14 protein-coding genes are annotated in these 12,580 nt (G+C 55.0%); 9 read left to right on the forward strand and 5 right to left on the reverse strand.

The window, feature by feature from the left end:
- Window positions 1-9 precede the first annotated feature (9 nt).
- From ACR0JR_RS01685 to ACR0JR_RS01710, 6 genes are all read left to right on the forward strand, one after another.
- On the forward strand, window positions 10-1,743 hold the full coding sequence (locus ACR0JR_RS01685; protein WP_480454795.1) for a sensor histidine kinase: 1,734 nt from the start codon (window positions 10-12) through the stop codon (window positions 1,741-1,743).
- Window positions 1,740-2,969, forward strand: coding sequence for a sigma-54-dependent transcriptional regulator (locus ACR0JR_RS01690; protein WP_480454796.1), 1,230 nt, complete (start codon window positions 1,740-1,742; stop codon window positions 2,967-2,969). Before ACR0JR_RS01685 ends, ACR0JR_RS01690 begins: the two co-directional genes overlap by 4 nt.
- 368 nt (window positions 2,970-3,337) lie before the next feature.
- Complete coding sequence (locus ACR0JR_RS01695; protein WP_010439772.1) at window positions 3,338-4,339, forward strand: DctP family TRAP transporter solute-binding subunit; 1,002 nt, start codon at window positions 3,338-3,340, stop codon at window positions 4,337-4,339.
- A 116-nt stretch (window positions 4,340-4,455) separates the two neighbouring features.
- Window positions 4,456-5,133, forward strand: coding sequence for a TRAP transporter small permease (locus ACR0JR_RS01700; protein WP_480454797.1), 678 nt, complete (start codon window positions 4,456-4,458; stop codon window positions 5,131-5,133).
- Window positions 5,133-6,509: a TRAP transporter large permease gene (locus ACR0JR_RS01705; protein WP_170469835.1), complete on the forward strand. Its 1,377-nt coding sequence runs from the start codon at window positions 5,133-5,135 to the stop codon at window positions 6,507-6,509. The genes ACR0JR_RS01700 and ACR0JR_RS01705 overlap by 1 nt, the downstream gene beginning before the upstream one ends.
- A 157-nt stretch (window positions 6,510-6,666) precedes the next feature.
- On the forward strand, window positions 6,667-6,978 hold the full coding sequence (locus tag ACR0JR_RS01710) for a DMT family transporter (RefSeq protein WP_480454799.1): 312 nt from the start codon (window positions 6,667-6,669) through the stop codon (window positions 6,976-6,978).
- Between the two features lie 6 nt (window positions 6,979-6,984).
- Here ACR0JR_RS01710 and tpiA read toward each other — a convergent pair whose 3' ends face one another.
- The gene (gene tpiA / locus ACR0JR_RS01715; RefSeq protein ID WP_010439784.1) at window positions 6,985-7,734 is read right to left on the reverse strand and encodes a triose-phosphate isomerase; all 750 of its coding nucleotides are present in this window, start codon (window positions 7,732-7,734) and stop codon (window positions 6,985-6,987) included.
- Between the two features lie 121 nt (window positions 7,735-7,855).
- Between tpiA and ACR0JR_RS01720 the strand changes: the two genes are divergently transcribed.
- Window positions 7,856-8,770, forward strand: coding sequence for an isopenicillin N synthase family dioxygenase (locus tag ACR0JR_RS01720; protein WP_480454800.1), 915 nt, complete (start codon window positions 7,856-7,858; stop codon window positions 8,768-8,770).
- Here ACR0JR_RS01720 and ACR0JR_RS01725 read toward each other — a convergent pair.
- Window positions 8,767-9,132 carry a HesB/IscA family protein gene (locus tag ACR0JR_RS01725; RefSeq protein WP_480454801.1) on the reverse strand — a complete coding sequence of 122 codons (366 nt, stop codon included), beginning with the start codon at window positions 9,130-9,132 and terminating at the stop codon, window positions 8,767-8,769. The genes ACR0JR_RS01720 and ACR0JR_RS01725 overlap by 4 nt on opposite strands.
- A gap of 176 nt (window positions 9,133-9,308) precedes the next feature.
- On the opposite strand from ACR0JR_RS01725, the gene ACR0JR_RS01730 reads away from it, so the two are divergent.
- A complete protein-coding gene (locus tag ACR0JR_RS01730; RefSeq protein WP_480454802.1) occupies window positions 9,309-9,641 on the forward strand; it encodes a hypothetical protein in 333 nt (110 codons plus the stop codon).
- Between the two features lie 219 nt (window positions 9,642-9,860).
- On the opposite strand, the gene ACR0JR_RS01735 is transcribed toward ACR0JR_RS01730, so the two are convergent.
- From ACR0JR_RS01735 to ACR0JR_RS01745, 3 genes are all read right to left on the reverse strand, one after another.
- Window positions 9,861-10,223 (reverse strand): SUF system Fe-S cluster assembly protein, encoded by a 363-nt coding sequence (locus ACR0JR_RS01735; RefSeq protein WP_010439793.1) that lies wholly within the window; start codon window positions 10,221-10,223, stop codon window positions 9,861-9,863.
- 96 nt (window positions 10,224-10,319) lie between these two features.
- Window positions 10,320-10,598 (reverse strand): NfeD family protein, encoded by a 279-nt coding sequence (locus ACR0JR_RS01740; protein ID WP_170469854.1) that lies wholly within the window; start codon window positions 10,596-10,598, stop codon window positions 10,320-10,322.
- Complete coding sequence (locus ACR0JR_RS01745) at window positions 10,598-11,488, reverse strand: SPFH domain-containing protein (protein WP_010439798.1); 891 nt, start codon at window positions 11,486-11,488, stop codon at window positions 10,598-10,600. Before ACR0JR_RS01745 ends, ACR0JR_RS01740 begins: the two co-directional genes overlap by 1 nt.
- Before the next feature lie 175 nt (window positions 11,489-11,663).
- Between ACR0JR_RS01745 and ACR0JR_RS01750 the strand changes: the two genes are divergently transcribed.
- A complete protein-coding gene (locus tag ACR0JR_RS01750) occupies window positions 11,664-12,575 on the forward strand; it encodes a nucleoside hydrolase (protein ID WP_480454803.1) in 912 nt (303 codons plus the stop codon).
- The last annotated feature ends 5 nt before the right edge of the window (window positions 12,576-12,580 follow it).

Below are 12,580 nucleotides of genomic sequence, written 5' to 3' on the forward strand. Positions count from 1 at the left end.
ACCCTAGATATGCAACGGATTTGGATCATTGCAGGTTTTTTGTGCGCAGTTGGTTTGTTGTCGGCTGGGGTCTGGACATATGGCTATCGTCAGGCCTTGTCGCAGCTGAGCGAAAAGGCCGAGGCGGATCTGGAGCTGGCGGCGGACCGGTTAAGCACACAGATGCAAGTATATCAGGAAGTGGCTGCGTTGATGGCGGACCATCCTGCATTACAGGCGCTTGGTGCCGGGGCGCAGCAGCAAGCAGCACGAAAAGTGTTGTTGGATGTGGCTGACAAGACCGCTGCGGTTAATGTGATCTACCTGGACACAGATGGGCAGGCTCTGGCGGCGGCACAGCCCGTGGCGCAGCGCGATATGTCTGAGCATCCGGCTTTTGAACGCGCCATGCAGGGAGCGTTAGGGAGCGCGCATGGTGTCGAAGACGAGAGTGGGGATCGGATCTATTCGTATGCAGCGCCAGCGTTTGGAGATTCAGGGCAAATAAAGGGTGCTCTGATGGTTCTGGCCGACGTGCAGGATGTCGAGCAGACATGGCGTGGAAGCACAGATGCGGTGTTCTTTGTTGATGCGGATGGGGTCGTTTTTATTTCGAACCGCTCTGATCTGTTGCTTTGGCACCGTGAGCAAGGCCAGCAGGGTTTGATGTCACCAGCAGGTGAGAATGTTGAATTTGCGTCGTCACGAGTTGCCGGGCATGAAGTTTGGAAACTGAATTGGGGGCGTTATCTTCCTCGCCGTGCGTTGCACCTGACTCTCGACCTGCCGGTGATTGCGATGACTGCCGAGATGCTGGTTGATGTCGCGCCTGCTCGTCGTTTGGCAGGATTACAAGCAGCAGCGGTTGCAGCGATCTGTTTCGCGTTTGGAGCGTTGTTGTTTCTGGCCTCAGAACGTCGGCGAACATTAGCGGATGCCAATACTGTATTGGAAAGCAGGGTGGCCCAGCGCACGCGAGCGCTGACAGCGGCAAATTCGGCTTTGCGCCGTGAAGTCGCTGAGCGTGAAGAAGCCGAGGCGGCGCTCAAGCAAGCTCAGGCTGAACTGGTTCAAGCAGGTAAGCTGAGCGCATTGGGCAAGATGTCAGCGGGGATCAGCCACGAGTTGAACCAACCGTTGATGGCTATCCAGCAATTCGCTGATAACGGGTCAGCATTTCTGGAACGCGGTAAAGAAGAAAAAACCGGCGAAAACCTGAGCCGTATTTCCGACATGGCTGCGCGTATGGCCCGGATCATAAAAAACCTTCGTGCATTTGCCAGAAACGAAAGCGAGCCGATGGGGCGCGTCGACTTGGTTGAAGTTTTGAATACGGCTGCCGAATTGACTGAGTCTCGATTACGAGACGAAGGCGTCGAATTGAGTTGGGAGCCGCCAAATTCGGCGGTTTACGCCTGGGGAGGTGAAGTGCGTTTGGTGCAGGTTTTCGTCAACCTGATCAATAATGGCGCAGATGCGATGGCAGATCGGGCAGCCCGCAAAATCTCGATCACTTTGACGGGGGGGCAGCCCATTCGTGTTTCGGTCAGAGATACAGGGCCGGGTATCGAAGACCCAGATCGCGTGTTTGAACCATTCTACACCACGAAGACAGTGGGTTCATCTGAAGGGATGGGTCTGGGGCTATCCATCTCCTACGGGTTGGTTCAAAGTTTCGGAGGGGACATTCGCGGCGCAAATACCGACGACGGTGCTGAATTTACCGTCGAACTGGAACCCTTCAGCGAGGACAAGGCTGCATGATCCGTAAAGTGCTTTTGGTCGACGACGATGCCGCTGTTCGTGAAGCTTTGGCACAGACGCTTGAATTGGCAGAATATGAACCGGTTACAGCGGGATCATTTGTTGCGGCGAAAGATCATATTCATAGCGAATTTGACGGTGTGATAATCTCGGATATTCGGATGCCTGGGCGCGATGGGTTCCACCTACTGAACTTCGCGCGCGAGGTTGATCCTGAACTACCAGTTGTTTTGCTGACCGGTGAAGGAGATATTCCAATGGCTGTGCAGGCCATGGGACAAGGCGCTTTCGATTTTCTTGAAAAGCCCTGTGCGGCAGCAGATCTTCTGGCGGTTCTGGAGCGTGCGATTGCCGCGCGGTCAGAGGTGTTGCGTGATCGTGAGCTCAAGCGCGAGTTAGAGCGAGGCGATCCTGCAGCCCGAATGCTATTCGGTTTGTCAGAGCAGGCCGAAGCCTTGCGAGAGCGCGTGCGGAGCGTGGCACCGACACACGCCGAAGTCTTAGTTACCGGACCGGCGGGCAGCGGAATATCCAAAGTGGCCGAGGTTGTGCATCTGATGTCTCCGGTCGGGCAGGGACCGTTTGTCAAGCGCCCGGCCGCCAGCCTGACGCCTGAAGGTTTGTTAACGGTCTGTGGGGACGCGGCTGGCGGGTCGCTGTTTCTTGATGAGGTTTCTGCAATGCCGGATTCCACTCAATATGCTGCGCTGGAACTGATCGAGCAGGGGACAGATGCGCGAATAATAGCAGGCACAACTTCCGACTTGTCACAGCTTTCTGGACAGGGGCGGTTCAACGTCGATCTGTTCTATCGCCTTGATGTCATGCGGGTTCGCATTCCTGCTTTGTCCGAGCGCCCAGAGGATATCCCGATCATTTTTCGCCGTTATGTGGCACAGGCGGCGGAACAGGCTGGTATCGCCGAGCCTGAGATAACACCTGAACATCTGGCCTCTCTCATGGCGCAGGAATGGCCGGGAAATGCGCGCTCTTTGATGTCTGCCGCCATGCGATTTGTGTTGGGAATGCCAGAAGAGGTCGGACAGGCTGCGAACCTGGGGCTGAGCGAACAATTGGCGCTGGTCGAGAAATCACTGTTGGTCGCCGCACTAGGGCGCCACAATGGCAAGGCTTCTGACGCGGCCAAGGCTCTGAAACTGCCGCGCAAGACGTTCTATGACAAGTTGGCTCGCTACGAAATACGACCAGAAGATTATCGTCGGTAGGCAGATCCTCCCGCTTATTTTGCCAGTATTAACATACCAGCAAAACTGTTGGGCCGGGCAGCCCACATATGCGGGCTGCGATCGCACATTGCCCAGACGAATCGATTCGGTCGGGTTGATTTGATTTTGTGCGAAAACTCGCACTCGACGTGGTTGCTCTGTGCGAAATTTCGCACAGAGCATTGCGGTAGCTTTCTTGATTTGCGAAAAAGGCCATTAAACGCATTGATAATAAACAATAATTATTAATTTGGTTAGTAACGGAACAAACCGTTGAGAGGGAGAGATTGATTCGCTTCACTCCGCTTCATACGGCGCGGACTGAGCGCTTGATCGAAGTTTTAGGGGAATCTGGGAGGAAAAGACTGATGAAATTCCTAACAACGGCAGCAACTGCAATTGCACTTTCTGTCACTGCGACGGCCGGGATGGCGGCCTGTGATGACGGTGAGATCGTGGTCAAGTTTGCCCATGTGACCAATACTGACAAACATCCCAAGGGTATTGCCGCCTCGCTGTTGGAGCAGCGCGTCAACGACGAGATGAACGGCGTTATGTGCATGGAGGTCTATCCGAACTCGACCCTCTACAATGATGATAAAGTGCTTGAGGCGATGCTGCAGGGCGACGTGCAGCTGGCCGCGCCATCGCTGTCGAAGTTCGAGAAGTTCACCAAACAGTTCCGCCTGTTCGACCTTCCGTTCATGTTCAAGAACATCGATGCCGTGGATGCATTCCAGGCCTCGGCTGATGGTCAGGCGATGAAAGACAGCATGCAGCGTCGTGGCCTGCAAGGTCTGGCATTCTGGCACAACGGCATGAAACAGATGTCCGCGAACAAACCTCTGGTTGATCCGTCGGATGCTGACGGCCTCAAGTTCCGCGTACAGTCCTCGGATGTTCTGGTGGCACAGATGGAAGCCATCGGTGGTAGCCCTCAGAAAATGGCATTCTCGGAAGTCTATGGCGCACTGCAGCAGGGTGTTGTGGACGGGCAGGAGAACACCTGGTCGAACATCTACGGCAAGAAGTTCTTTGAAGTGCAGGATGGTATCACAGAGACCAATCACGGTATCATCGACTATCTTGTTGTCACTTCTGTGGACTGGCTGGACAGCTTGGACCCCGAAGTCCGTGATCAGTTCCTGACAATTCTAACCGAAGTGACGGAGACCCGGAACAAGGAAGCCTTTGCGGTGAACGAAGCGGCTAAGGCCTCGATCACAGACGCAGGCGGTATTATTCGTGATCTGAACCCTGAGCAGCGTCAGGCTTGGGTCGATGCGATGAAGCCCGTGTGGGACAAATTCGCTGACGACGTAGGTCAGGACAAGATCGACGCCGCGCAGGCGATCAATGCCGGGTTCTGATCCCGGATCAAGCCGCGTGTCCGGGGACTGGGGAGTTATGGACGCGTAGGTCAGGCGGGCCTTGATGGCCCGCCACACTCCCTCCACTCTCATCAAAAAAATGCGGGGACAGAGAGATGTCTGGTGCGAAATCCGGCCAAGGCGGGCTGGTCGACCATATCGAAGAAACCATGATTGCGTGCCTCTTGGGCCTGATGACGATTGTCACCTTCGCCAATGTGATCGCGCGGTTCGTGTTTAACTCTAACATTCTTTGGGCACTGGAGCTGACGGTATTCACCTTTGGTTGGTTGGTGCTGCTGGGTGCGTCGTATGCCGTGAAAAAGCACGCGCATCTGGGTGTCGATGCGATCCTGAACATGCTGGCCCCTGCGCCGCGCCGGGTTTTGGCGCTGATAGCGGTTGCGTGCTGTCTTGTGTTTTCGCTGCTCTTGCTCAAGGGGTCGTATGACTACTGGGCGGTGTTTGCCGATCTGCCGCCAACTTCGGGTCGCTGGTTTCCGACTGGCTTCGACATGAGTGCACGCAGCCAGAGCTTTTATGAGGTCGACGATATCCCCATGGTCGCACCGCTGCGGTTTCTCGAAGATTTGATCAACTACGGTGAGTACTACGAGAAACTGCCCAAGGTGGTTCCGTATTTCGTTTTGCCCTTGTCGATGCTGCTGCTGGTGATCCGCTTCGCACAGGTCGCGGTCCAAATCTGGCGCGGCGAAACAGACCGCCTTGTTGCTAGCCACGAGGTTGAGGACGAGATCGAAGAGGTTCGCGCGCAACAGGGGGAGCATGACTGATGGATGTTGTTCTTCTCTTTTCGATGGTCATTGGTCTGCTGCTGATCGGTGTTCCGATTGCGGTTTCGCTGGGCCTCAGCTCGACCCTCTTCCTGCTGATCTATTCCGACAGTTCGCTGGCCTCGGTCGCGGGCACGCTGTTTGAGGCGTTCGAAGGGCACTTTACGTTGCTCGCGATCCCTTTCTTTATCCTGGCGTCGTCCTTCATGACGACAGGCGGCGTTGCACGCCGGATCATTCGGTTTTCGATTGCCTGTGTGGGGCATCTGCCGGGCGGGTTGGCAATTGCGGGCGTGTTCGCCTGTATGTTGTTCGCCGCTCTTTCGGGCTCATCCCCGGCCACTGTTGTGGCAATCGGTTCCATCGTCATCGCGGGGATGCGTCAGGTTGGTTATTCCAAGGAATTCGCCGCTGGTGTGATCTGTAACGCTGGTACTTTGGGCATCCTGATCCCTCCGTCCATCGTGATGGTTGTCTATGCTGCCGCCGTCGAAGTTTCGGTCGGGCGGATGTTCCTTGCCGGCGTCATACCGGGGTTGATGGCGGGCCTGATGCTGATGATCACCATCTACGTTATGGCCAAGGTCAAGAACTTGCCCAAAGGAGACTGGAAAGGTTGGGGAGAAGTCTTCACCTCGGCGCGCGAGGCCGGTTGGGGCTTGTTCCTTATCGTCATCATCCTCGGCGGAATCTACGGCGGTATTTTCACCCCGACGGAGGCTGCTGCGGTTGCTGCTGTCTACGCCTTCCTGATCGCGAGCTTTGTCTACAAGGACATGGGGCCACTCAGCACCGAAGGCGATGCTCAGAACATCTCGTTGTTGAAGAAGCCCTATGCTCTCGTCACGGCCTTTGTGCACCCCGACACCAAGCATACGCTGTTCGAAGCTGGCAAACTGACCGTCACGCTGCTGTTTGTTATCGCCAACGCGCTGATATTGAAGCATGTTCTGACCGATGAACAGGTCCCGCAGCATATCGCAAGCGCTATGCTGTCCGCGGGACTGGGGCCGGTAACGTTCCTGATTGTGGTTAACGTGATCTTGCTGATCGGCGGTCAGTTCATGGAACCCTCAGGCCTCTTGGTCATCGTGGCGCCTCTGGTCTTTCCGATTGCGATTGAGCTGGGCATCGACCCGATCCATCTGGGCATCATCATGGTGGTGAATATGGAGATCGGGATGATCACGCCGCCGGTTGGTCTGAACCTGTTCGTAACCTCAGGCGTCGCGGGTATGCCAATGATGAGTGTTGTGCGCGCGGCGCTGCCGTTTTTGGCCGTGCTCTTCGTCTTCCTGATCATGGTGACGTATATCCCGTGGATTTCGACCTTCCTGCCCAACACCTTCATGGGGCCAGAGATCATAACCAACTAGATCAAAAACACCGATCATTTGAACCGGGCGGCGTAATCCGCCCGGTTTTTTGTGCCTTGAAACTGATGCTTAAGCGCATATCTGAGCGTCAGAGGACGACCTCACCATCATGGATGATCATTCGGGACGACCCGAACTCGGAAAGTGAGGTGTTCTTATGCCTTGGATATTACTGTTGTTCGCAGGCCTGCTTGAGATTGTCTGGGCCGTCGCAATGAAGCAGACCGCAGGTTTTACACGCTTGTGGCCGACAGCGATCATGGGTGTCGCAATGATCGGGTCATTTGGTCTGCTTGCGATGGCCATGCGGGAATTGCCGCTTGGAACGGCCTATGCCATCTGGACCGGAATCGGCGCTGTCGGTGCGTTCACCGTTGGCATCTTGTTTCTGGGCGAAGCGCTGACACCGATGCGGATCGGTGCGGCGATTCTGATTGTGACCGGTTTGGTCATAATGAAACTGGCCTAAGTCTACTTAGGCCTTTTCAAGCGCGCGAATGATGCCCGAGAAATCTTGGGCTTTCAGGCTTGCGCCACCCACAAGTGCCCCGTCGACATTTGATACTCCAAAAATCTCGGCGGCGTTGCTGGGTTTTACCGACCCACCATAGAGCAACCGTACCGAGCGGCCCACGCCTTCACCAAAGCGGCGTTCCAGCCGGGCGCGGATGAAATCGTGCACTTCGCCAATCTCTTCCAGGGTTGGCACTTTGCCGGTCCCAATCGCCCAAATGGGTTCATAGGCAACAATGAGATTTTCGCCGGTCGCCTGATCCGGGATTGATCCCGACATCTGACCTCCGATGATGTCCAGCGTGTTCGCCGCTTCACGCTGTTCAAGGCTTTCGCCAACGCAGACTATCGCCTTAAGGCCTGCGTCCATCGCTGTGCGGGCCTTGGCGCGAATGTCTTCGTTCTGTTCGCCATGGTCCTCTCGACGTTCGGAATGACCGAGTATTACTGCGTCTGCCCCTGCATCAAGCAGCATCTCGGCGCTTAGATCCCCGGTATGCGCGCCCGAAGTCGCGGCGTGGCAATCCTGTCCGCCGACAGTGATTCCCGAGCCTTCGACAGTGTTACCAGCGCGATGAAGCAATGTGGCAGGCGGGCAGATCAGTATTTCGACAGGGGAAGAGGGATGTGACGCGCTCAACTCTTTCAGTTCGTTCAGCGCAACGCCGGTTCCATTCATTTTCCAATTGCCTGCCGCCAACTTACGCCGCATTGCGATCCCTCCGGTTTTGTGCGTTCTGCATCCCGGATATCACCGGCAAGCAGCGCTGACAATTCCGGTTGCGGACCGCGAATTGTGTGGACAGATTGCACGCGTAAATGCAGAGGGCAGCATGATAGACAACCTAGACCTTGAAAAGCTGGACCAGCGTGAGCCAGCGGAGATGGATAAGCTGAGACATGCCATTGGCCGGGTCGGATTGCTAACGATTTTCAATACCGGACTCAGTGCTGAGCGCGTTCAGCAGGTGATAAGCGAATATCGCAACTTTTTTGGACAACCTGACCAGATCAAGCGGACTGTAGACATGGCCACCACCGGTGCCAACCGCGGCTGGGGCGCTCCTCGTTCTGAGCAAGTCGATCCTACGGCGAACCCGGATTTTAAAGAAGTCTTTGACTGCGGCTATGAACTGTCTGCGAATAATCCCTATGCAGGCCGCGAACTGAGCGTGTATGCCCCAAACCTCTGGCCGGAATTTTCCGGCGAGTTCCGGACAATAATCCAAAGCTACTATTCGGACGCTTGCGGCATTGCCATGCGCGTTTTGCGTGCTATTGCCGTTGCCATCGGTCGAGATGCGAACAATTTTGATACCGCCTTTGATACGCCCATGGCCTTGCTGCGCGGTAACTTCTATCCGCAACGACCTGATTGGGCAGGAGAAAACGATTTTGGAATCGCTGCTCACACTGACTATGGCTGCCTGACATTGTTGGCCACCGATGGTACTCCTGGGCTAGAGGTGCGTATGCCTGATGGCGATTGGCAGGCTATAAACGCCGCGCCGGGGCAGTTCATTATCAATTTTGGCGAAATGTTGGAGTTCTGGACAGACGGTGAAGTCACGGCAACCGAACATAGAGTCAAAGGGAGTTCAGACGAGCGAATCTCGGTCCCGCTGTTCTTCAATCCCTCTTATGACACCAATGTCGCCCCGCCGGATTCAGGCAAGATAATTCGGGCTGGAGAGCACTTGACGCAGCGATTTAATGAAACTTACGTGCACCTGCAGGCAGCGTCTTAACGCTGCGTCGCCAGAGTATCGTCGAACTTGATCGATTCCCCGCAGCCGCAGGCATCGACCACGTTCGGGTTGCGGAACTTAAAGCCGGATTCGAGCAGTGAAACCTCATAGTCGATCTCGGTCCCAAACAGGAACATCTGTGCCATTGGCGCGATCATCACGCGGGCACCATCCTGTTCGACCACTTCATCGTTTGGGTCGGCCTCATCGACATAGTCCATGGTATATTCCATACCAGCACAGCCGCCTTTCTTGACGCCAATGCGCAGACCGGCGTGACCGCCAGAATTCATCAGCCGAACAATCTGTTCGGCGGCTTTGGATGTCATGGTCACGGCTTGTTTGCCGGGAATGCCAAACATGATGGGCTCCGTATTCGCGCGTTATCTCCAATCTAAGGCCGACGCTCGTCGGGCTCAAGAGAGGGAGGGCACAATTCCCACACATGTGGCGGGTTGATCGGGAATTCGGGTTGGCAATATCGCGCGGGATATGGTCGGATGACGTGGATTTATTGTTCTGACAGAGGCGAAGTAAGATGGCATTGAGAGCAAAGCAGTTGTTTGGTCGAAGTATTTCCACTGGGTTGGTTTGCATTGCACTGGCTTATCCGACATTCGCCACCGGTGATGACAAACGGCACCCGGTCAATTGTGCCACAGCTCCGGGTGATCTTCGTGCGATCGCTGCGGAAAAGAAGCATGCGGAGGAACAACAAGCGGAAAGCGTTGTCTCGATCCTACCAGCCGGAGCTTTATTGGGATTGATAACCGGGACCGAGAACAAACATCTAAAGATGCTTTCAGGCGATTACGTCGAACAGTTGGATGCGAGAGCCGCGGAAATCAAATCGACCTGTGGGCTCAACTAGCAGCGACCGGAAAAGACCGCCCTCGGGCAAGGGCGGTCAATATCCGGGCTAGGTCAATTTGGGGACAACAGACAGGTTTACGACCCGGTGTGCCAGCACAGTATGTATCACTGCGCAAACAACCGAAAAGTACCGGCTTTTTGTGTCACAATGTCTACGCATTTGTAACAAGCGCGTAACCGTTTCACGACAAACGATAAAACCTGATGAGAAAAGGGGTTACATGAACCCCAGCTCAAGCCGCGCTTCATCCGACATCATCTCCATACCCCAAGGCGGCTCCCAAGTCAGTTCGACGTCAACTTCCTTGACGCCCGCAACGGGTTCAATGGCTTCCACGATCCAGCCGGGCATCTCGCCGGCGACCGGGCAGCCGGGGGCCGTTAGGGTCATAATGACTTTGACCGCGTTTTCATTGGTGATGTCGATGGTATAGATCAGACCCAGATCATAGATATTGACCGGAATTTCAGGGTCAAAAACTGTTCGGCACGCGTCCACTATCGCGTCGTACAAAGGATGTTCGATGGTCGAAGGCGCAATGAGCGGGCTGCCTTCAAACTGTTCGCTGGGGTGGGTCATTGATGCCTCGGGTCTGTTACCTGAGAAATTATATAGGGAAACCGCTGACCAGCGTCCAGAGGGGCAGTGGCGCCCGGAATGGGCGCCAGTACAAAATCACTCGTTGATATCGTGATTGAAGGTTTTGACCTGTCCGTGAGGCAGTGCGAACATGCGGCGTAGTGCGAGCCAGGATACCAGCGAAAGAACCGCAAAGATCAGCAATAGAACGGGCAGGGAAGGCACCAGCCCTGGTATCAGCAACAGCAATCCTGTGATGGCTGCTCCGATGGCAAAGCCAAGAAAGATGAAGCCTGGCAGGGCGACCTCAAGGATGGCCAAAGCGAGCGCTGCGGCCAGCCAGACCCACCAAGTAAGCCAGAAAGGTTCAGCCATTATTTTCCTCCTTTCAGCATGTTAAAGGCATTCCCAAACGCTTCAATAGCATTTGCCGGTACCACGATTGTCTGAGAGCCGCTGCCATTACCCAAAGCGTTCAGTGATTCCACTTGCTTCAAGGCGACCTGGTATTGCGCAGCTTCCAATCCATTATCTTGAATCGCCTTGGCCACAACCTGAGTCGCGTAGGCTTCGGCCTCGGCCTGGATACGGCGGGCTTTGGCGGTCTGTTCAGCGGCATAAAGCTCGGCATCGGCTTGCAGCTCAACGGCACGCTTCTGACCTTCGGCCTCTGTTACCTGTGCGCGACGCGCGCGTTCGGCGTTCAGCTGCTGCAGCATTGCGTCACGGGTGGCCTGGTCGAGGTTTACGTCCAGAATCTCGGCGCGGGTCACTTCGATTCCCCAGTCGTCAACGGCGGTTTCGACACTTTCCTGAATGCGTTCAATCAGTTGCGCGCGGTTCGACTGAACTTCATCCAGGTCCATCTTACCGATCTCTGCACGGACGATGCCGGCGACGGTTGTGGCAATCGCACCATCTACGTCACGGATACGGTATACAGTCTTTTCAGGTTCCAGAATACGGTAGAACACCGAGGTATCGATCTGCACCAGAACATTGTCCTTGGTGATAGCGTCTTGAGTTGCGTTGGGCAACTGACGCTCAAGGATGGATATCTTATGGCGTGCAACATCAAGAAAAGGAACGATAAAGTTGATTCCGGGCCCAAGGACCGAGCGCAAGCGGCCGAACCGTTCAACCACGTATTTCTCGGATTGAGGCACGATCTTGATGCCTTTGAAGATGACAAGTGCAATTAGCGCTGCCGCCAGCAGATAAATAATGTTCGAAGTAAGCAGTCCGATAATCTGGTCTTCTGTCATATCTGTCCTCATTTATTGTGTACTATAGTATACATTTGGGGATTGAGTCGCCCTATTTCAACTCTGGTATGGATTGAGTGCGCCCAAATGCAAATCTTTGAAACAGTTAATGCGGTGCGAATTCTTTGCCTGTGACCGCTTTGCATCCTACCTGTGTTTGCGGTATCGGGCGGGTATGAAACTGATAATTGATACTGATCCCGGCATCGATGATGCGATGGCCATCGCCTATGCCGCTGCTGCGCCGGAAATAGAGTTGGTCGGCCTGACGACCGTCTTTGGCAACACTCATGTGCATCAATCCAGCCGCAATGCGCGCTATCTGGTTGATAAGCTTGGATTGAATATTCCAGTAGCTGAAGGGGCGCCATTTGCACGTGGTGTAGACCGCCACGCGCCGTCCGAGCATGTACACGGGCCTGAAGGGTTCGGTGATTTTACCGATATCCCGCATATTGGCGAGAACCACGAGCTGACAGGCGCAGAGTTCCTGGTTGAAATGGCGCGCGCGCATCGCGGTGAATTGGTCGTTTGTGCTGTTGGCCCGCTTACCAATATTGCGGATGCAATCAAGCTTGACCCGGATTTTGCCGACAATGTGGCCAAGCTGGTGATCATGGGTGGCGCGGTTTACTGCCCGGGTAACATTACCGAGCATGCAGAAGCGAATATTTACCATGATGCCAAGGCTGCCGATGAAGTATTCGCTGCGTCTCTGCCGACCGTGCTGGTTGGCCTGGATGTGACCCTGAAAACGCTCTATGAAACTGCCGACTTCGAAGGGTTGGCTCAGAAATCCCCCGATATGGGTGGTTTTCTGCGCGACATCTCGCGGTTCTATCTGAAGTTCTACAAAGAGGTTGGCGGGCTTGAAGGTTGTGGCCTGCACGATTCGACGGCAGTAATCGCTTGCACGCATGAGCCAATGTTCGATGTGGTTGAAACTGGTTTGCAGGTGTCGCTCGAAGGACCTGACATCGGGGCCACACGTATTAACCCTTCGCGGCCTGCAGTACGCGTATGCCGGAATGTTGACGGGGCAGGGGTTGTACAACTGTTTACCGAACGCGTTGCATCTCTGCCCTGACGGGT

This window comes from Ruegeria sp. AA3, assembly GCF_056542905.1.